The 21,106-nt window shown below is 58.0% G+C and carries 10 protein-coding genes; 5 read left to right on the plus strand and 5 right to left on the minus strand.

Annotation, left to right across the window (positions count from 1 at the left end):
• Window positions 1-5 precede the first annotated feature (5 nt).
• Window positions 6-5,939, plus strand: coding sequence for a DUF3320 domain-containing protein (locus E8L22_RS05060; RefSeq protein WP_136524125.1), 5,934 nt, complete (start codon window positions 6-8; stop codon window positions 5,937-5,939).
• A gap of 352 nt (window positions 5,940-6,291) precedes the next feature.
• Window positions 6,292-11,304, plus strand: a complete 5,013-nt coding sequence (locus tag E8L22_RS05065; RefSeq protein ID WP_136524126.1) for an nSTAND1 domain-containing NTPase — start codon at window positions 6,292-6,294, stop codon at window positions 11,302-11,304.
• Between the two features lie 59 nt (window positions 11,305-11,363).
• On the opposite strand, the gene E8L22_RS05070 is transcribed toward E8L22_RS05065, so the two are convergent.
• Window positions 11,364-11,951, minus strand: a complete 588-nt coding sequence (locus E8L22_RS05070) for a recombinase family protein (RefSeq protein WP_136524127.1) — start codon at window positions 11,949-11,951, stop codon at window positions 11,364-11,366.
• 426 nt (window positions 11,952-12,377) lie between these two features.
• On the opposite strand from E8L22_RS05070, the gene E8L22_RS05075 reads away from it, so the two are divergent.
• Both E8L22_RS05075 and E8L22_RS05080 read left to right on the plus strand, forming a co-directional pair.
• Entirely contained in the window at window positions 12,378-12,617 is a 240-nt protein-coding gene (locus E8L22_RS05075; protein ID WP_136524128.1) for a hypothetical protein, read from the plus strand.
• A 155-nt stretch (window positions 12,618-12,772) separates the two neighbouring features.
• Window positions 12,773-13,402, plus strand: a complete 630-nt coding sequence (locus E8L22_RS05080; RefSeq protein WP_136524129.1) for a hypothetical protein — start codon at window positions 12,773-12,775, stop codon at window positions 13,400-13,402.
• Window positions 13,403-14,194: 792 nt separating this feature from the next.
• On the opposite strand, the gene E8L22_RS05085 is transcribed toward E8L22_RS05080, so the two are convergent.
• The 4 genes from E8L22_RS05085 to E8L22_RS05100 form a co-directional block, all read right to left on the minus strand.
• A complete protein-coding gene (locus E8L22_RS05085) occupies window positions 14,195-16,879 on the minus strand; it encodes a sensor histidine kinase (protein WP_136524130.1) in 2,685 nt (894 codons plus the stop codon).
• A gap of 34 nt (window positions 16,880-16,913) precedes the next feature.
• Window positions 16,914-17,492, minus strand: a complete 579-nt coding sequence (kdpC, locus tag E8L22_RS05090) for a potassium-transporting ATPase subunit KdpC (RefSeq protein WP_136524131.1) — start codon at window positions 17,490-17,492, stop codon at window positions 16,914-16,916.
• A gap of 48 nt (window positions 17,493-17,540) precedes the next feature.
• The gene (locus E8L22_RS05095) at window positions 17,541-17,750 is read right to left on the minus strand and encodes a hypothetical protein (RefSeq protein WP_136524132.1); all 210 of its coding nucleotides are present in this window, start codon (window positions 17,748-17,750) and stop codon (window positions 17,541-17,543) included.
• A gap of 681 nt (window positions 17,751-18,431) precedes the next feature.
• Window positions 18,432-18,821: a hypothetical protein gene (locus E8L22_RS05100; protein WP_136524133.1), complete on the minus strand. Its 390-nt coding sequence runs from the start codon at window positions 18,819-18,821 to the stop codon at window positions 18,432-18,434.
• Between the two features lie 273 nt (window positions 18,822-19,094).
• Between E8L22_RS05100 and E8L22_RS05105 the strand changes: the two genes are divergently transcribed.
• Entirely contained in the window at window positions 19,095-21,077 is a 1,983-nt protein-coding gene (locus E8L22_RS05105) for an APC family permease (RefSeq protein ID WP_136524134.1), read from the plus strand.
• Window positions 21,078-21,106: the final 29 nt, after the last annotated feature.

Consider the following 21,106-nt stretch of genomic DNA (forward strand, 5'->3'; position numbering starts at 1 on the left):
TTGTGATGGGAGAAGCGAACCAAGAGACTACTCCGAACGGTGACTTTCGACCGATCTTTGTCGATCTGGACTATGACCGGACTGTCAATTATGCGATGCAGCAAAACGACGTGCCGGTGGTCAAGTCCCTGCGAATCCGCAACGAGAGCAAAGACGCTCTCCGGGACCTGAATGTCCGCATCTCTACAGAGCCTCCCTTTGCCGCTCTGTGGGAGGGCCGTATCACTGCCATCAATCCCGGTGAAACTTTCAACCTGGGAGTTGTCGACCTGCGTCTGTCCCACGATCTTCTCGCGGGCCTCACTGAAAGAGTGGCCGGATCTCTTCTTGTTGATATATTGCAAGAGGACGCCGTACTCTCATCATGCAATGAGCGGATCGACGTGCTGGCCTACGACGAGTGGAACGGCCTGCAATCGATCCCGGAAATCCTCGCAGCGTTTGTCACTCCCAACCACCCCGTTGTTGAAGCCGTGCTGTCAGATACCGCTGGAATCCTTGGCGCCTGGAGTGGAAACTCGGCCATCTCCGGATACCAGTCCCGCGATCCGCAGCGCGTTGCCCTTACCGCCGCCGCAATTTACTCTGCTCTCCAAAAGCGCAATATCCGCTATATCAACCCGCCGGCAAGCTTTGAGGAGTCCGGCCAGAAGATCCGTCTGCCTGATCGGATACAGGAAAGCCGGCTGGCAACCTGCCTCGACCTCACGGTACTGGCTGCCTCGTGCCTAGAACAAGCAGGGCTTCACCCTCTTGTTGTCATAACCGCCGGACATGCCTTTGTCGGTGTCTGGCTTGAAGATGAGACCTTTGCCGACGTCGCCACCGATGACCTGCTGCGACTGCGGAAGCGGGTAGAACTAGGGCAGATCACGCTCTTTGAAACTACCCTCATTGCCAACGAGCCAGCTGTCGCTTTTGAGCAGGCAGTGAAAGAAGGCATGAAGCATCTGGAGAACGAGGCGGCGTTTCGGTGCGTGGTCGACGTTCGCCGGGCGAGGAAGAGCAAAATCCGCCCCCTGCCGCTACGTATTGAGCTCGCTTCAGCCCCAGCCGCCGCGCCGACGGACCAAGAGGGGGATTCCACGGGCGTTCCGACGATCAATCTCCCGCAATTCACCACCCAGCCTGAATCTGCACCGGAGGTCGTTGCCGAGACACCGGCGACCCGCCTTGACCGATGGAAACGCAAGCTCCTCGATCTTACCCTGAATAACCGACAGCTAAATTTCCGGGACTCCAAAAAGAATCTACCCCTGCTCTGTCCCGACCTAGCCTCGCTGGAAGATGCTCTGGCTGACGGGAAGACCTTTAAGATCTTTCCTCGCCTCCAGGGGCTGGGTGAGGGCAATTCCCGCAATGCTGAGGTCCATCGCAGCCGTACCGGAAACGACTCCTTGGACGAGATGCTCAAGGAAGAACTGCTTGCGCGCCGTCTCCACGCCGATGTAAGCGAGGCGGAGATAGATCGGCGTCTGCTGGAGATATACCGGGAAGCAAAGCTCAGCATCGAGGAGAATGGCGCCAACACACTCTACCTGGCTCTGGGTTTTCTGGCTTGGTACGAAACGAAAACGTCGCCGAAACAGAGGCTGGCCCCGATCATCCTGATTCCGCTGGTTATCGAGCGAAGGTCCGTTCAAGAGGGGTTCAGCATAAAGCTGGGAGATGACGAGCCGATGGTCAACGTCACCCTGTTGGCCCACCTGGCAGCGGACTTTGAGCTCAATATTCCCGGGCTTGACCCGATTCCCATGGACGAGCATGGGATCGATGTGTTGCTCATACTCCGGAAGTTCAGGGAGGCTGTCGTCGGCATCGATAGATGGGAGGTCCTGGAATCGGCCTATATCGGCCACTTCTCGTTCACCAAATTCCTTATGTGGCGTGACCTTGAGGTCCGAGCCGATGAGCTGCAGAAAAACTCCGTTGTAAGGCACCTGATCCACACCCCCACTGAAGAGTATCCCGATGACGGGGTATTCCCCGATCCAGACCGGCTGGATGAAACTCACACCCCGCAGGAGACCTTCTGCCCACTCAGCTCCGACTCGTCGCAACTTGCGGCCGTTCATGCATCCGCAGTCGGGAAAAGCTTCGTATTGCACGGGCCGCCCGGCACGGGGAAATCCCAAACGATTACCAACATCATCGCCCATAACCTAGCGTTGGGAAAAACCGTCCTGTTCGTCTCTGAAAAACGCGCTGCGCTTGAGGTGGTCCACCGTCGCCTGACGGAATCCGGCTTGGGGCCGTTTTGTCTGGAGCTCCATTCAAACAAGAGCCACAAAAAAGGTGTGCTGAGCCAACTGGAGCAGGCGCTTAATGCCCATTCCAATCGTTCGACGGAAGAATGGCAGGAGGAGGCCCAAAAACTCGCCGCGGCCCGGAAAGAGTTAAACGCCTATGTTACCGCACTTCACGCGGTTCGCGAATCGGGGGAAACAGTCTTTCACGGCATCTCGCAGCTCATAGGCCATCGTGACGTGCCTCTGGTCAAGCTACAATGGAATTCCGTGCTCAATATTGGTCGCCAGCGGCTGAACAACCTGCGCGAAGCTGTCCGCCAACTGCAACTTGCCGGCACGCAAATCGGCCATCCAGGGACCAACCCCTGGGCGCCCTCCGCGTGCGAAGCTTGGACCCCAGAATTCCGCAATAGCGTCGAGCGTGCGGTGGATGAACTTCAAGATGCTGCTGCGTCGGTGGAAAAGGCCGCAGGCGGGGTTGCATCGATTGTCGGCATGACACACGCTTCTTGGAGCCGCCTGGACCTCGACAACCTGGCTGCGATCGCGGCGGCCCTGCTCAACTGCCCCTCTGTGCCGCCGGCGCTCCTTTCGTCTTCTGACTGGGAGCCGCTCAAGGCGGCCATCCAGGAAATCACCAGCCATGGCCTGCAGCGTAATCTATACCGGGAAAGGCTCTATAAGCGGTTCAAGCCAGCAATCCTCGACATGGATCTTGATGGACTGCTCCAGCAATGGTCGGTCGCCCAGGATTCCTGGTTCTTGCCGCGGTGGTTGGGTAGCCGAAAGGTTCGTCAATCCCTTGGGACCGCCGCTTGCCCGGAGTACGGCCCACAAAATGCGGAGGTCGTCGCCGACATAAAGCAGGCGCTGGCCTTGCGGCAGGAGGAGCAGTTCATCAAGACGGCAGCTGCTCGCGCCGAAGTGGCCTTGGGCATCTATTGGCAGGGGGGCGAGGCTGACTGGAGCGTTGTCGGAGACTACATCGAGCGGGCGGAGTCCTTGCGTAAGGTCGCTGGCCGTGTGGCGGGTGTTGATTTTGAACGCGCCATCCAGTTACGGGCAAAATGGGCGCAACTGATTTCGGAGGGCAGGGAGCAACTTGGCAGCGAGGGCGCTATTGGTCAGCGCCTTCAGGTGTATCTGGAAGCGTTCGAAAATTTTGCCAAAGTAGAAAGCGCCCTGTCATCCTTGTTGGTGTTAGACCAGCAAACCGTGTGGGGTGCAGCCACTTCCAATGACTTTATTACGGCTCTGAGAGAATGTTGCAGCCACTGGCAACAACAGCTGAATGGCCTGAAAGCTTGGTGCTACTGGCGAACAGCGCGTAGGGAAGCTCTTGCCCTTGAGCTGAAGCCGCTAATTGATGCCTACGAGAATCATGGTCTGCCCACCGAAAACCTTCAGGTAGCCTTCACCAGAGGCTATTACCAATGGTGGTGCGACGCGATCATCAGTGCAGAGCCGGCCTTGTGCGGCTTCTTCAGTAGCACCTTCGAGGACAAGATCAATCAATTCAAGGAAATCGACGACAAGTACACCCTGCTTTCCCGTAAGGAAATACAGGTCCGCATCGCCGCAAAGGTCCCCAAGGGGCAGGCAAGCAATCCCAACTCCGAGATGGGGCTGCTCCGTCATCAGATGCAACGGAAGGTTGGCCACCTGCCGGTTCGCGCACTGATCCAGAAGATTCCCAACCTGTTGCCTCGGCTGAAACCCTGCCTGCTGATGAGCCCCATTTCGGTCGCCCAGTATCTCGACCCGAGCCATCCCTCCTTCGACATCGTGGTCTTCGACGAGGCCTCGCAGATTCCGGTCTGGGACGCGGTCGGAGCCATCGCGCGCGGCAAAGAGGCGGTCATCGTCGGCGATCCGAAGCAACTGCCTCCCACTAATTTCTTCTCGCGGGCCGATGGCGGGGATGGTGCCGATGCTGACGACAATCTGGTGGACGACTTGGAAAGCATCCTCGACGACTGCATAGCTGCCCAGCTTCCGGAGAGGCACCTCAACTGGCATTACCGCAGCAGGCACGAAAGCCTGATCGCCTTCAGCAATTACCATTATTATGGCAATCGGTTGCTCACCTTTCCATCGCCTCACCAGGAGCTCGGAGTTTCGTACCGGAATGTCGTTGGCGAATACGACAAAGGAAAGAGCCGGACCAATCGCGCCGAGGCCAACGCTGTCGTGGCCGAGGTGTTACGCCGACTGCTCGATCCTCACCTGTCAACTTTCAGTATCGGAATCGTCACTTTCAGCCAAGCTCAGCAACAGTTGATCGACGACCTGCTGGAGGAGACGCGCAGGCAAAACCCGTCTATTGAACCGTATTTTGCCGATGGCGCAGTGGAGCCGGTCTTCATAAAAAATCTGGAAAACGTCCAAGGTGACGAGCGGGACGTTATCTTCTTCTCCATCTGCTACGGCCCTGATGCCGCTGGCAGGGTATCGATGAACTTCGGCCCTATGAACCGTGACGGCGGCGAGCGTCGGCTCAATGTCGCCATCACCAGGGCCCGCCAAGAAGTGGTGGTCTTTTCTACCCTCCGGGCCGAGCATATAGACCTCTCGAAAACCAGATCACAAGGGGTAGCCGACCTCAAATGTTTCCTCGATTATGCCGAACGAGGTCCGGTGGCCATCACGGAACGGCGTTCAGCTGACGGTGAGGGGGAATGTGAATCTCCCTTTGAGGCTCAGGTCTGTGATGCATTGCGGGACAAGGGATATATCGTGCATCCGCAGGTCGGCTGTTCCGGGTATAGGATCGATCTCGGAATCGTCGATCCGGAACGACCGGGGCGCTACCTGTTGGGGGTAGAGTGTGATGGTGCAAATTATCATCGTTCCAAAACCGCTCGCGATCGGGACAAGCTGCGTGAAAGTATACTGATCGGCCTCGGCTGGAGCATTCATCGGGTGTGGTCCACCGATTGGTGGGAAAGGCCGGCCGAGGAGTTGGCCCGGATCGAAGTTGCTATCGAAGCGGCGATCAAAGCGAGCAAGGCACCGAATGCGGCCGCTGAATTCGCGGCGCAATTAATTGCCGCTGCGCCATCGAATGCGGCAAACACCTCGCTGACTGAAGCTCCTCTATCGGTACCGCTGCCAGCGCATGAACCGGTCCTGCCTGTATATGAACCGTTTGTCGTAAGGGAAATCAAGGGCACTCCTGATGATTTCTATGATGCGAAGTCGGACGCCAGCATTCGCTCGCTCATAGAGGCTGTGGTCAGGCTGGAAGGACCGGTGAGCCACGAGCTGGTTGCTCGAAGGGTTGCGGAACACTGGGAAGTTGGGAGGATCACCTCGCGGACGATTAAGCGGATAGAGGGCTTGACCGGGAAGGCTGACGTTAAGGTTGTTCGGGGGGCTGAAGGCACCTTCCTCTGGGCACCCAGTCAAGATTCCAGATCGTTCACTCTATTTCGCATCGCAGGGGAGAGTGAAGGCTCGAAAAGGGACGCGGAGGACCTGCCGCCACAAGAGGTCGCCAATGCCGCTTTACATGTTCTTGAGCAGCATGTGAGCTTGCCGGTCGCTGACCTGGTGCGCGAGACCGCGCGGCTGCTTGGTTATCAGCGAACCGGTCCTGCGGTTGATAAAGCGATAAGAGGCGGGATAGGCGTTTTGGTGAAGAACCGGAGGGCGAAAGAAGAAGGCGGGAATGTCGTCCATCTGAGGTAGAGCACTAAACATTTTCGACTATGTTGTCACGCCACTTGAAGGCCAAGGTTCACCTGCCTCAGCGCCTTGGGTAATCGCTTGGTACCTAAGGCGACGCCCTGATCCGGCCTGCAGCATAGTAGCCTGAATGCTACGCCAAAACCTGGTAAATCCCCAATGGGCTTTTCGCCTTTATCGACCTGCAGCGGTAATCGGGTGCAAGTAGTCCCACCTTAACCCATTCGTCGGTTGTGAACTTCGTTAACATCGCTGTCTGGAGTCGGCGAGAACACCGTCTCGTTGAAGTAGCTAAAGGAGTCAGTACTTGACCGAAATACCTACAAGCAGTCCGGCCTCCACGGGCGGAGCCGGCATGTTCTTCGAGCAGCACGTCGCTGCATACTGGCTCGCACAGTTGCTCGTGCGTGGTATTCCGCCGATACTGATCGAGACGATCGTGACTGAGGTCCACTTCCAGACAGAGCACCTCGGCTGGCATACGGACGACTTTTTAATTGTTTGCGAAGGCCCAGCAGCAGTTCTCCAGAAACTGGTCGGCCAGGTAAAACGCAGCTTTACTGTCAGTGCCGGAGACGAGGAATGCAAGAAAGCCATCCGGGATTTCTGGCAGGATTTCAATAATCCGGCCAGCTTCACTCCGGCACAGGATCGCTTGGTACTGGTTACACTACGAGGTACCAACACGCTGCTCCAGCATTTTGTGGGTCTACTGGACTGTGCCCGCGCGGCGCGAGATGGCGGGGAGTTTGAGCATCGGCTGGCAACAAAAGGCTTTATTTCTAACAAGGCAGTGCAATATTGCGGAGAACTCTGCAAGATCATAGGCGCATTTGAGGGGACAGCTATAGCGGCGGCAGACCTCTGGCCGTTCTTACGACGACTCCATGTCCTTAGCCTGGACCTGAATTCATCCACACGACAGACAGAAGCCCTTATCAAATACCTCCTGGCCCACACAACAACCGACGGTAACGCCGCTGGCCTCGCAAGCGCCTCCTGGAATGCCTTGCTTGCTCTTGCAAGCACTGCGATGTCGGAGGCAATCAGTCTACGCCGCGCTGATCTGCCAGAAGAGCTGCAACATCGTCATGGGTCCGTCGGGGCGAAGGAGCAACACATCTTACGCGCCCTGAAGGATCATACCGCACCGGTCATCCGCAGAATCCGTTCAACGATCGGGCAGGACTTTCACCTGCAACGCGCTGCTCTCGTGCAGCAGGTTCTCTGCGAGTTGGAGACCGCCCAGGTAGTACTGGTGTCCGGACCCGCAGGTAGCGGGAAATCTGCCATCGGTAAGGACGTTGTTTCCCATCTCTCGCAAGAATGCTTTATCTTTGGGTTTCGGGTGGAAGAATTCGCTCAGGCACATATCGACGCAACGCTGCATGTGGCTCAGATTCCGACTAATGCCGAGGTTCTCGCAGCGATTCTTGCCACGCAAGGCCGCAAGGTGGTTTTGATCGAAAGTGTCGAGCGCCTACTCGAGAAATCAACGCGTGATGCCTTCAGCGATCTCATGACAATGGCGGCAGCTGACCGTGGTATGTGCATCATCCTCACATGCCGTGACTATTCGACTGAGCAGGTGCGCACGAGCTTCCTGCAGCCTGTAGGGATCAATCATGCGGTGGTGAGCGTGCCACCGCTGGAGGACGCTGAGCTAGCAGAGATTGAAATGGCGCTTCCGCAGCTTGTTTACCCCCTGAAGAATCCAGCCTTACGCGACATCCTGCGTAACCCCTACTTACTCGACAAGGCGTTAGAGATACCGTGGTCGGCGGAGCGACCGGTTCCGGTCAGCGAGCGGGAATTCCGGACACTCTTCTGGCGACAGGTCGTTCGGTCTGACCAAGGTGGGGCGACAGGAATGGCACGAAGGCGTGAAGAGGTCTTTCAAAAAATTGCTGTGCGCCGTGCCCGGGCACTTTCCGCCTTCGTGGTGTGCAATGATTTGGACCCTGCAGTCGTAGCGTCCCTAAGACAAGACTCCCTCATCGTCCAATCCGACGAGAACCCGTCCCTATTGGCAACATCGCACGACGTCTTAGAAGACTGGGCGATCTTGCAGTGGTTGGATGAACAACATCTAACCGACAAGGGAGCCTTCCAAGCTCTGTCCGTTGCAGTCGGCGCACACCCTGCCATTCGTCGCTCCTACCGAAAGTGGGTTGCCGAGCTTGTAGAGCGCGAACCTCCTGCCGCAGACCGTCTGTTCCTTGCTGCGATCACTGAAACCGAAATCACTGCGCAGTTTCGCGATGATACACTCATATCACTTCTAAAAGCACCATCAGCGCCGGAGTTCCTCGTACGACATGAACCCCAGCTCCTGGCTAACAACCTGATCATCTTCAAGCGGGTGATTCATTTACTCCGCGTCGCCTGCGTGGCAAGTCCCACCTGGCTGCCACCTGGAACCGGGCACGGGTCAGTGTTCAATGTGCCGGACGGCCCCGCGTGGGTGACGGTCCTGATGTTGGTGCATCGCAACATTCGCAGTTTCACCCAAAAGGAGCGCCCACTTCTTCTCGGACTGATCGAGGATTCTGTCCGCAATGTCAGTTGGTGGTCGCCGGAAATGGACGGCGCAGAATTCGCCGCTGGCATTGGTCATTGGCTCCTGGCCGGTTTCGACGGCTACCGATCCGCAGAAGCGCGAAAGCGCGTGCTCAAAGTGCTAGCAAAGATCCCTAAAGCCGATGCAGCTCGCTTCGAGGCTCTTCTGCGCGGGGTAGTTGAACTAGGACAGCGGCGGGATTGGACTGCAGAAGATCTTCGCCAAATCGTGTTCACCGGGCCGGATGGCATGCCCGCCGCGCGTGACCTACCGGATGTTTTTGTCTCCGTCGCGGCCGACCACTTCCTCGCCACAGATGAAGGAGTCCGGGATCGATCCTTCCGAGGCTCTCTCATGCTTGAAACGCACTTCGGCATCAAGGACGGCCTGCGGCACGATTTCTTTCCTGCCAGCGCTCTTCGCGGCCCTTGGCTACCTTTTCTGCGCCATCATGCCCGCCAAGGTCTCGACTTTTTGATCAAAGTCTTCAACCACAGTGCAGACTGGTACATCCACCCGCGGGTGCACGACCCACTTGAGCCCGCATGGGAGATTGAACTGACCTTTGCCGATGGGACCACCAAGAAACACTTCGGTAACCCACGGTTCTGGAACCTGTACCGGGGCACGTCGGTCGGCCCTTATGTTCTTCAGTCACTACTGATGGCCCTCGAGACCTGGTTGCTCGAGTACGCAGGAAAGTACCCTGAGCAACTTGATGCAGCGCTGGTGTACATCTTGTCCGAGAGCGACTCGGCCGCGCTGGCCGCAGTCGTTGCCAGTGTCGCCACGGCCTATCCGCATGTATCAGAGGAGGCGATTCTAGTTCTCCTCAGCGCTTCCGATTACATTATGTTTGATCGCGCCAGAATGGCAGGAGAGCAGCAAGCCTCTGCACTATTAGGAATATTCCCGCAATTCAATGCAGACAACAAATTGCACGTTGAGGATCGCAAGGTAGCCAATGCCCTGCCGCATCGCAGCAAGGATCTGGAAACTGCAGTTGCCAATCTCCAGCTGGGTCCGCTTGCCACGCGTGTGCACGCGATCCTTGACCGACACATCGCCGCTCTCCCCCCGAAATCAGAACAGGACAAGTCAGATTTAATCTGGCAACTAGCGATTCATCGGATGGACTTCCGCCAGTACACCGTCTCCGAAACGAGCGAAGAAGAGGCTCTTGCTGATGCTACTACCGAAGGGGAGTCTCCGCGCTATCTGAAGCTTGAACCTAAGGCACCGGAACCGGAGGTGCAGGCAATGGTCGAGGAAAGTGCGGCCCAACACGCCGCAATGGGCGCGAGACTTGGTGTCCTTATGTGGGGGATTGAGTCGTTCGAGCGCAAAAGCGGAAACTTTGACCCGTCACGATGGCACGAAAACCTCGAAAAATCCCGGATAATGGACCTAGAGTGTGAGCTACCTGACGGCAGCCGTAACGGTCCCGGTGTTGTCGCTGCCGTCTGTGTCCGCGACCACTGGGACGACATGTCTGCCGAGCAGCGGGACTGGTGCGTTGATATCGTTTGCTTCGAAATATTGCGCCACGCCAACCGGTGGAATCAGATGGAGCGGACACAACGATTCTCCATGGCGGCGGACCGCCCGAGCGCAGCGGTAGTCCCATTGCTTCTGGGCAAGCCACTGACAGAACAGCAAATGCTTAATGTCCGCCGAGCTTTCGTGGCAGCGCTGACTTACCCCAACGATGAAGTCCGGTGGTACGCAACGTGGGCCATCGACCGATCTTTTTGGGACATCCACCGCGCCTTAGCACTACGCTGCGCGAATGCGATCGCTACGGAGGCCGCCCTCATCAGCAAGGCTTGGGAGGTGGAAGAAAAAAAATCGTACGAACAGAGACGTAACTTCGACCAGGTTACCGCAGAGGCTGCGTCTACCGTGCGCCAACGATTCTGGGAGGACGGTGCAATCGCAGAGGATGCACACAGAACGGTGGACATGTCCGAAGGATTCGGGGCAGAGGCGATAGGGAGGATGCTTGCGATCCTTGGGCAAGTCCCGGAGGATCCTATGGCGGTGGACGCGTTCGCCCGTGCCAGCAGAACCCTAGTCCAATGGCGGAACACTGACGACGGCGAGCGCCGTAACGACCGCAATTTCGAAGCGGAATCAACTTTGGCGACGATTCTGCAGCAATTCGTCATGCGTGCCACGCCGGCAGCCGCGCTGGAAGTGTTACAGCCTGTGCTAGACGCAGTTGACAGTCATCCTCGCGAAATCTACTCCATAGTTGAAGGTTTGACGGTGATCGAGGACAGCAACCCGAACACGGCACAATACTGGTATCTGTGGGGGCTTTTTGCCAATCGCGTAGAACGTGCGAGCTGGGTCGCTTGGCTTGACAGGGAGCATCCGGTTGGCCGTGAGATGTTGTCGGCAATATTTCTTACATCTTGGTGGAAGGAAAACGTCAGGCATTGGAGAAGTCTGGAAGGCTACGCAGATAAAGTACACGCTCTTTTCGAAGCGTTACCAGCTTCGTGGATAGTCCTCGATGATTACCTGCGCTTCCTCTATCACATAGGCGAGCGGTCGCTTCCGGGAGCGTTCATTCGCGTCGCCAAGTCCATCAAGAGTGGAAATGCCCAAGCAATGCTCGCGAAGGACAATACCGTCTTTCTTCTCGAAGTGCTGCTGCAAAGGCATGTATATGGAAGGCCCCTAGAGCTGAAGCGCGAGCCTGATCTCCGGGGAGCGATCCTCCTTCTGCTCGACATCCTCGTTGAAAACGGATCGTCTGCGGGGTTCCGCATGAGGGACGACTTTGTGACACCAGCATCTTAAGAGGGCAGGAGCATCCTTTGGCATTTCTCGCCCACCTTGGCTCCGATGCGTGGTGTTCATCAATCGAGCGGCTTCGCTTCAGCCTGTGTTTTTCGTCTTTCTTCCAGATACCTAAAAAAAGTGCGACGCCCGATTCCGAGTGGCTTGCAGGCCTCATCTGCAGAATAATCTGATGTTTCGTAAAGTATCCGCGCCCTTTCCAGCGTCGCGTGGTCGGTCTTGGGTCTGCCTCCAGACCGCCCACGGGCCTTAGCAGCAGCGCGGCCCGCAGCTGCGCGCTCGGCTTTTAATTCACGCTCCATCTGATTGATGGCACCCATGATCGCCAGGAAAGCCCTGCCAGTGGCAGTCGTAGTGTCAATGGCCTCTCGGAGTGAGGTGAGATTGATTTTCTTCGTTTCAAGTACCTGCGCTAACTGCAGCAGGTGAGACAGTGACCTGGTCATCCTACTCAGCTCAGCGACCACGATGGTGTCCCCAGGTCTGACGTAGGCCATCAGGTCGTCCCAACCAGGCCGATGCTGCGTAATCCCGCTTGTCTTGTCGGTGAATAACCTTTCGCACCCAACCTGATTCAACATGTCGACCTGACCATCCAGGTTCTGCTCCCTCGTGCTTACCCTGGCATATCCGATTTTCAAACCCACTGGCTAGCTCCTTTGTAAATTTGCGCCATATCTCGTCGGGCACCAACAGTAATGTCACTTTGTTTTTGGCATTGGGCTTTGTCGCTGGTTAGAGGGGAAGGTTGAGGTTGCCGACCATCGTGGGTGGCCGGGTGCCAAAAGTCTACTTTTGGCACTGATGATGCGCTTAGTGTTTGACGTTATCAATATTGATTCAGATAACTCATGATTTGATAGACAGAATTCAAATTTGCTTCGTGATATATTTCGCATTGTGTTAGCAACGTACTACGCAATGCTAAACTGACAAATATGGAGCAATAAACAACTAACAACAGCTATATTGTATCATATCTTATAACCTGTATCAATCAAAAATTAGCCTATGCTATTACTGTGTTTATGCTATAATAGTGTCCACACAAAACACAACCACAGGAGGGCCAGATGGAACATTATCTACAGTCGCCGCTTGAGCACCACTGCCATGTAGTCCGTACCATAACGGAAATGTTGATCGTTCCTATTCATTACCTCGTGATACTCGATCTGCACCTCATTGCGTCCTGGATCGGTGCTGCAACGTTGTTGGCCTATACACTGGCTACCTATGGACTGCATACCGTCCGGGCGACTGCTCTGGTGGTTGCGCCCCTGCTCAATCCGAGCGACACCGACAGGCATTAACACCCCCAGAGACAAGTGCACCCTGGCGGCCAAAGGGCAATGCCCGGATGTTATAGCTGAATGGCCCCAAGGCCATTTTACAAGCTCTTCGCTTGTTGGGCATACTGCAGACAAACGATCAGCCTCCAGAACGAGTGCAACCGACGGGTGACCGCTTGAAAGGCTATGATTGGCAAGAATTTATCACCAGCGACACTGTCGCATATTTTCGCCGTTTCCCGGTTGAGCGCATCCGCCGCAACACACTCCAGTTTGAAAGTGTTGTCGTGCTGGTAAACCACGTTGGTGTGTGGCTGTATCCACCGGAGAAGGCCAACACTTTTATAGCAGAACAGGGCTCGGAGTTGATCGTGCTCAAAGCCGCATCAGTGACCATCGAGCGATTAACCCCCTTCGTTTCCCCGGCGAGTGCAGCAAATATCGTTGCTATGTATGGTAGATGCCAGAGTGCCCGCGGTGAAATCCAGACTGCATGGCGCTTTTACCGTTTGTATAACTCGGAACTGGTGCTGGCCAGGGATCTCAGTTTCATAGACTCGCTGCACCACAGGGCAAGACTCACTGCGGTGCTTGTGCACCGAAACGGGGTAAGCATACACCAAGGGGCACTGCAGGATGGAAGAGCGCCACATGAGAGCGACTGCATCATGTTCATTCCGGCAAGGGCTCTCAGCCCAGAGATCCTGCGACGGCATTTCTCGTTAGTTGTGGCCGCGGAAATCATGGCCATTTTCCGAATGAACCGAGATCAGTTGCTGCATTGTCTCCGAGGGGGTAAACCGTGAAGAGGTTTAAGTCGTTAGATACCCGGGTGCATCCTGGTACCGAACATAGATTGGGTATCCCGTCAATGCTCTTTAACGCGTCCTTTCCGGGAAGTATATGCAGTAATCTGATTGAGGTGGGTGCCGGTTGCCGGGCGAATTGGGGATAAGTGATTCGGAAGCTGCATTGGCGGGAAGATGTGAAAATTAGCCCCCGCACGCGTTTTATAACCGGCCTGATCTTACCAGATCGCACCATTTCAAATAACTATGTTATTTATCCATACCACAAAAACCCTGCTCCATCTCTGCGAGCGCTGGCATGGGGTTAGCGCGAATGAGGAACCTCTTAAGGGACACAATCCGCCATGCTACAGAGGTGCCGGGCAGCACACCATTAATAGGAGAAAGATGGAGGAGGGCCTGATTTAGCGCTTCGTCGGGCTCATCCTTTCTGCATTTCATGACACCTCGGATTACGTGTTCGCCTCCGCAGCCCATGCGGCAGCGGTCATGAAAATCAACTAGGCGTTGGACATCTTTCTGGATATGTTCGCAGATGCCTGGCCCAATGCAGAGGCACCGCATTTCGGTTCACGTGTTGTGGCGGCAGAGGCGCTCTTAAAGCTGGGGGACGCCAGTAAGTGGCGTATTCTCGAGCAGGCAATGGATATTGCCGCCATCAGCTTGCAGTCGTACTCAGACGAATTCCCCGTTTTCCAGGGCTACCCTGAGAAACTTCAGGATGGCAGCCTCATCGTCCGCCATAAGGAGCCGCAACTTGCTGCTGTCGCTTTTGGTGTTGGGCATGAGCTAGATCCCCCCTGACCTGCTTTCGGTCACCGGCAGTGTCACCAGCGACCTCAGCCCGCCGCCGGCGAGGTTCTCGGCCCTGATGCTCCCTCCGTGCGCCTCAACGATCCCCTTGCAGATGGAGAGTCCCAAGCCTGTCCCGCCCGCTCCCTCGGGCACCGGCACTCGATAGAACTTGTTGAAGATGCGCCCTAGCTCCTGGTCGGGGACCCCGGCCCCGTGGTCGGTCACTTCTATGGTGACCCGGTCTCCGGAGACGGCGGCGGAGACCTCCACAGGGGTCTCCCGGGGCGAGTACTTCAGGGCGTTGTCCAGGAGGTTTACCAGCACCTGGGTCATAAGCACCATGTCCAACCTCACCAAGGGGAGTTCTCCCGGCACCAGCACCTCGATGCTGCGCCTGCCGAGTTGCGGTTCCAGCGCGGCCAAGGCGCATCCGACCAGGTCCTGCAGGTCGCAGGGGGCCAGCTTGAGCTTGAGCGCGCCCGCCTCCAGGCGGGTCATGTCGAGCAGGTTCCCCACAAAGCGGTTCAGCCTCCCCGCCTCCTCCCAAGCTGCGTCAAGGAGGTCCTGCCGCGCTTCCTCCAGGAGCTCAGTGGAGCGGTCCCTGAGCACTCCAAGGGCTCCGGAGATGGAAACCAGCGGCGTGCGCAGGTCGTGGGAGATGGAGTTCAGAAGGGCTCGCTCCAGACTTTCCCGGGCCTGGAGAATCTGGGCCTGCTCGGCCTGCTTGGCGAACTGCACCCGCTCGACGGCGAGCGCCACCTGCGTGACGAAGGCCTGAACCAGGCGCCGGCTCAAGGGGGAGCTGAACTCGTGCTGGTGCCGGAATTTCAGCCCGACGACACCGAGAACATCCCCTGAGGTCTGCAGCGGAAGGTAGAGAAGCTCCGCAGACCCCAGGGTCTCGGTCCCCCGGCCCGCCGGTGCGCAGTTGCAGAAGGCCCAGTCGGCGACAGCGGTTTCTTTCAGCCCGAGGCTGAAGCCAGTGCTGGCGGCGCTGGTAACCAGCCGCTCCCCCTCCGGCAGTAGCACGGCCAGGTTGGCCCCCAGGCTCTCCTCAATGTTCTTCACCATGGCGTCGAGTATGCCGGCGAGATCGGAGGCAACCGCCAGGTCGCGGCTCAGGTAGTACAGGCTCGCGGTCTGCACCTCGCGCTCCCGAATCGCCTCGGCGCGCTCCTTCGCCTGCGAGACCAGGGTGCTGATCACCACGCCGACCGTGAACAGGGCGGCGAAGGTGATGAAATACTGGGTGTCGGCTACCACGAAGGTCAGGCGCGGCGGGACGAAGAAGAAATCAAAGGCGAGCACACTCAGGAAGGCGGTGCAGATCGCCTCCTGGCGCCCGAGCCGGGTGGCGGCCAGCACCACCGCGAGGAGGTAGAACATTACTAGGTTAGTGGGGGCGAGGTAGTGCCGCGCCGGTTCGCACAAAAGCGAGATGACCAGCACCAGGACCAGGCTCTTCAGGTAGCCAGGCCAAGGGTGCTTCCCCTTTTCCTGCGCCGGGGCGGCCTTGGCACTCTGCGGTTCGGCGGAAATGCTCACCACGTAAATGTCGATGGTGCCGGAGAGGCGGATCACCTGGTCCACCAAGGGGGGGCGCAGAAACTCCCGCCAGCGGGGCTTGGCCGGCTTGCCTACCACGATCTTGGTGACGTGGTTGCGCACCGCGTAATCGATGAGCGCCTCGGAAACGGAGGTGCCGGTGAGGTTGGCGACCTGCGCGCCCAGGCTCTCGGCAAGGCGCAAATCCTTCCAGACCCGCTCGCGGTTCTCCTGGGCGTGTTTCCCCCCGCCGGGGGTCTCGACGTAGGCCGTGTGCCAGGGGGCCTTCAGCTCGTCGGCTAGGCGCCTGGTGGTCCGGATCAGCCGCTCGCTAAAAGGGCTGCCGCTGACGCAGACCAGGACCCGGTCCGCCACCGGCCAGGGCCCCGCGATGGAGCGGGATTCCATGTAGGCGCGCATCTGGTCGTCGACCCGCGAGGCGGCGCGGCGCAGGGAGAGCTCGCGCAGCGCCATCAGGTTCCCCGGCTTGAAGAACTTCTCCGCAGCCAGGGCCGCCTTCTCCGGGATGTAGACCTTCCCTTCCTTAAGCCGCTGCAGCAGGTCCTCGGGGGGGATGTCCACCAGGCGGATCTCCACGGCGAGGTCGAGCAGCGCATCGGGGACCGTCTCCCGGACCACCACGCCGGTGATCTGGGCCACCACGTCGTTGAGGCTCTCGAAGTGCTGGATGTTGACTGTCGTGTAGACGTCAATCGCGGCGGCGAGAAGTTCCTCCACGTCCTGCCAGCGCTTTTCGTGGCGAGAGCCGGGGGCGTTGCTGTGGGCCAGTTCGTCCACCAGGGCGATCTGGGGGCGGCGCGCCAGGACCCGGTCGAGGTCCAGCTCGGGGAGCTTTACCCCGAGGTATTCGATCTCGGCCTTGGGGATGGCCTCGAGCCCCTCGAGGAGCAGATCGGTCTCGCTACGGCCGTGGGACTCCACGTACCCGACCACCACGTCCAGCCCGTCGCGCTTTCTCAGCCGCGCCGCCTCGAGCATGGCGTAGGTCTTGCCCACCCCTGCGGCGTACCCGAGGAATATTTTCAGCTTCCCACTCCCCTTCAGGGCATCCTCTGCCTGGGCCACCTTAAGTAAGGTTTCGGGCGACGGCCTGGATTCTTCATCGGTTCTCATAAGCCCCTCTGTAGGCGCAGCGGGCAGCGTTTTTTCACTTCGCCGCGTCCAAGGCCAAGTTCAGCTCCAGCACGTTCACCCGCGGCTCGCCCAAAAAGCCAAACTGGCGTCCCTCGGTGTGCTCCCGGACCACCTTTCCCACCCTTTCTCTGCCCATTCCCCGCGCCTTGGCCACCCGCGCGACCTGCACCAGCGCGCTCTGGGGGGAGATCTGCGGATCAAGCCCGCTGCCGGAGGCCTGCACCAGGTCCGCGGGGAGTTCCCAGGTGACACCGGCCTCCCTGAGCCCTTGCACCCGGCCCGCCACCGTCTTCAGGTAGTCGGGGTTGGTGAGACCCGCATTGGAGCCGCTGGACCCCATCGGGTAATACCCGAAGTCGCTGGTTGCCGGGGGACGGGGCCAGAAGTACTTATCATCAGAGAAGGGCTGGCCGAGCAACCGGGAACCCACCTCGCGTCTGGTTCCGTCGGTGATGAAGCTTCCCGCCGCCTGTTTCGAGAAGACTGCCTGGGCGATGCCGGTAACCAGCAGGGGGTAGATTCCCCCGCAGATGACGGTGAAGGCGATGAACAGGAGTAGGGCCGGTGGGGATGTTTCTCTGACCCTGACCAATAGTCCAGTTCCGAGGAAAGAACCCGGTGGCGCTGGTTCAGCCGGTCCTCAGGTTCTGGTCTTGAGCGTCCAGACGCTTTCCAGCTCCCAACGCTGCTTGGTGTGCTTGAAAACAGGAACCACCCCCGGTGCGTAGGGGGGCGGTGCGACGGTGGTGCTGCAAGAGGTTGCCGCTGGGCTGTCGCTCAGCAGCGGAGCATCGGTGAAATCCTCGCCTTGGTAGCAGCCGGTTTCGGGGTCGTAGAGATAGACTTTCATGTGTGACACCTTCGAACTTCGATGTGACTTCTCAAGTGTCACGATATCTCTCTCCGCGTAAAGACGGTGTTAAAATGCCCGGCAAAGGCGTAAAGAACGCATTAAATCGTTCGGCTGACCGATGTTTTTATCTCTTTTTATTGAGGGATGGTCAGGACGCCCATAAATTTCCTGATGGTGAAGTGCCGTACCGGCGCCGCCGCCACAAGTGATCTGACGCCGAATAATAGCTGCGCGGTTATTGTAACGCTCTTTTAATGCATCATCCGGGAGTGGATCGAAAAGCGGACCGGCTCAGGCAGGGGCCGCAGCAGTCGGCGCCACAGAGCGGTGTTGGGTCGCGTCATGGCGGTTCACCCTGCGACCTAACTCAACCGCGCTGTCATGCGAGCCAGGCAGCCAGGGCAAGAAGCGCTGATCTGGCGAGCGCAGCGGACAAAATGAAGGTCAACATGAACGTGGCGAAGAATCTGATCGACTGCCTCACTTTGTCGCTGTACTGAATAATTCTCTGACTGTAGATACCGGAAGTCGCTACCATCTGCTCTTCTCCTCATTTCGATGTGTCGTGTCCTCGCTACCTTGCCCCGACTACTGCCCCTATCATAGCCGACTCCATTTTCAGCCGGTGACAAAACCAGCTCGAAAGGGATCAAGAAGTCGTTAAGGAGCTCTTTTCGATCACTTCGTTTTTACCCGTGTCGTGACCAGGCAGCCGATTGCTCCCTTCAGGGCGATGCTTCCCGGCCGCACGAACCCCTCGATCACCTCGGCCTCAAAGTAATACGGGCCTAGCGTCGTTATCACCCGAACTTTGCCGGTCTCTTTGGTGGTGTCCGACAGATCGGGAGGGTATTCGCGGTAGCCTGTGAGCACCTGGCCCGGCTTGATGGCGCCAAGCACATCCTGGGTCCCGCTGTGGAAAAGGTACAGCTTGACACCGCTCCTCATGACATCTTCGTCCTTCAGGTAATTCGGCTCGACGGCAGTCGGAGGATAGGACACTGCCCAGGCGACCGACGCCAGAAGCAAAACGGTTAACTGGACCAAAAGCCACGCTGTCTTTTTCATTTTCCCATCCCCTTGTGCTGGCATGATCTTCCTTCCTGTGTATCACCTTACACCTACGCGCCTTAGGACGGTGTCAAGATGCCGCTAAAATCCGTTAAAATCGCATTAAGGCAGCTAGGAAGGATAGATTCGGGCGTCTTGATACTTTCTTGATGCGACAGGTTCTGATCTTGATACTCCCTTGATGCGGGAAGAGGTAACATACGAGTATGATCGCCGCCGAGGCCGCCGCGGCGGATATGAGAACCCTGCATGATCTGAAAAGGATGGTTTATGGAGCAGAACTTAAGTGCTGCCAAGGGCAGCATGTTCACCCGCATCGTCAGAGCCGTCTTCGGGGCTCCGAAGCACCTGAAGGACCCCCAACTGTTCCACAAGATGTCGCTCATTCCGGTGCTCGCCTGGGTAGGGCTGGGGGCGGACGGCCTCTCCTCGTCGTCCTACGGTCCCGAGGAGGCCTATCGGGCGCTCGGCTCCCACACCTACCTGGCCATCCTCTTGGGGATCGCCACGGCGCTCACCGTCTTCATCATCTCCTATGCCTATTCGCGCATCATCGAACACTTCCCTCACGGAGGGGGTGGCTACATCGTCGCGACGCACATGCTGGGGGAAAAGGCAGGGGTTGTCTCCGGGGCTGCGCTTCTGGTTGACTATGTCCTGACCATCACCATCTCCATTGCGGCTTGTACCGACGCCCTCTTCAGCTATGTACCTGCTCATCTGCAGCACGCAAAGATTGCCTTCTCCTGCATACTGGCGGTCATTCTCATCGTGATGAACATCCGCGGCATCAAGGAATCGGTAACGGTAATGGCCCCGATATTCCTGGTTTTCGTGATCACCCACCTAATCCTCCTGGTGGATGGCGTCTTCACTCACGCCGACCGTATCGGCCCCCTTACCCAGAACTTCCATGCCGGCATCACCCACGACATCTCCAGCATCGGACTCTTCGGCATTCTGATGCTATTTCTGCGGGCCTACTCCCTAGGGGGCGGTACCTACACCGGGATCGAGGCGGTTTCCAACGGTCTAATGATAATGCGGGAGCCGCGGGTGCAAACCGGCAAACGTACCATGGTTTACATGGCAACCTCACTCGCCTTCACCGCGGGGATGCTCTTTCTTTGCTACTCATTGATGGGAGTAAAACCGGTGGAGGGGAAGACGCTCAACGCAGTGCTGGCTGACGGCCTTTTCGCCCACTGGCCCATGGGGGGCAGTCTCGCCTTCATCACCATCTTCTCGGAGGGCGCCCTTCTGATCCTGGCAGCCCAGGCCGGGTTCGTGGACGGGCCCCGGGTCATGTCCAACATGGCGGTGGATTCCTGGTTTCCACATCGATTCGCCGCACTGTCGGTTCGACTCACCATGCGCAACGGAATCATCCTGATGGGGTCGGCCGCCATTACGCTCCTTTTGTACACGGGTGGGTCGGTATCCGCGCTGGTGGTCATGTACTCCATCAACGTGTTCCTGACCTTCTCGCTGTCGCAGCTCGGGATGTCCAAGTTCTACATCCAGCGCCGCAGCGAGGATCCGCAATGGGTGCGGCACCTCTCTGTGCATTTGGTGGGTCTCATCCTCTGCGCCACCATCCTAATGATCACCACGATCGAAAAATTCACCGAGGGAGGATGGCTCACGCTGCTCATCACGTCGGTCGTGATCGCGTGCTGCTATGTCATCAAGGGGCACTATCTGTCGGTGCGCCGCGGCATGGCCCAGCTCGACGAGGCGCTGCTCGACTTCCCGACCACCGGTCCGGTAAACGAGGCGGCTCCGGCCCGCAACGACCCCACGGCCATCCAGTTGGTCTCGGCTTATAGCGGCTTCGGGATCCACACCCTACTCTCTATCGTCACCACCTTCCCCAAGACGTACAAGAACGTCATCTTCGTGTCCGTGGCGGTCATCGATTCCGGTTCCTTCAAGGGAGCGGAGGAGATGGAGGCGCTGGAGAGCTCCGCACGGGACGGGTTGGCGAAGTACGTGGACCTGGCCCGCAGGCTCGGCTTCGCCGCGGACTACCGGATGGTGGTGGCGACCGACGTGGTGGAGAGCGTGGTCGAGGCCTGCAAGGAGATCGGGGAGGAGTATCCCCGCTCCACCGTCTTCACCGGGCAACTCACCTTCCGGCTGGAGAAGTTCTACCACCGCATGCTGCACAACGAGACCGCCTTCGCCATCCAGCGCCGCCTGCAGTGGGATGGGCTCACTACCGTGATCCTCCCGATACGGGTGAGCATCTAAATTGCCGGTCCCTGCCTCACCCCAAGCCC

The sequence above is a fragment of the Geomonas ferrireducens genome, from assembly GCF_004917065.1.
In the GTDB taxonomy this organism is placed as follows: domain Bacteria; phylum Desulfobacterota; class Desulfuromonadia; order Geobacterales; family Geobacteraceae; genus Geomonas; species Geomonas ferrireducens.

Excerpts from the sequence above, each read along its gene's own strand:
- E8L22_RS05060 (WP_136524125.1), top strand. The coding sequence starts at position 6 with ATGGGAGAAGCGAACCAAGAGACTACTCCGAACGGTGACTTTCGACCG.
- E8L22_RS05065 (WP_136524126.1), top strand. The coding sequence starts at position 6,292 with ATGTTCTTCGAGCAGCACGTCGCTGCATACTGGCTCGCACAGTTGCTC.
- E8L22_RS05075 (WP_136524128.1), top strand. The coding sequence starts at position 12,378 with ATGGAACATTATCTACAGTCGCCGCTTGAGCACCACTGCCATGTAGTC.
- E8L22_RS05085 (WP_136524130.1), bottom strand. The coding sequence starts at position 16,879 with ATGAGAACCGATGAAGAATCCAGGCCGTCGCCCGAAACCTTACTTAAG.
- E8L22_RS05095 (WP_136524132.1), bottom strand. The coding sequence starts at position 17,750 with ATGAAAGTCTATCTCTACGACCCCGAAACCGGCTGCTACCAAGGCGAG.
- E8L22_RS05100 (WP_136524133.1), bottom strand. The coding sequence starts at position 18,821 with ATGAAAAAGACAGCGTGGCTTTTGGTCCAGTTAACCGTTTTGCTTCTG.
- E8L22_RS05105 (WP_136524134.1), top strand. The coding sequence starts at position 19,095 with ATGGAGCAGAACTTAAGTGCTGCCAAGGGCAGCATGTTCACCCGCATC.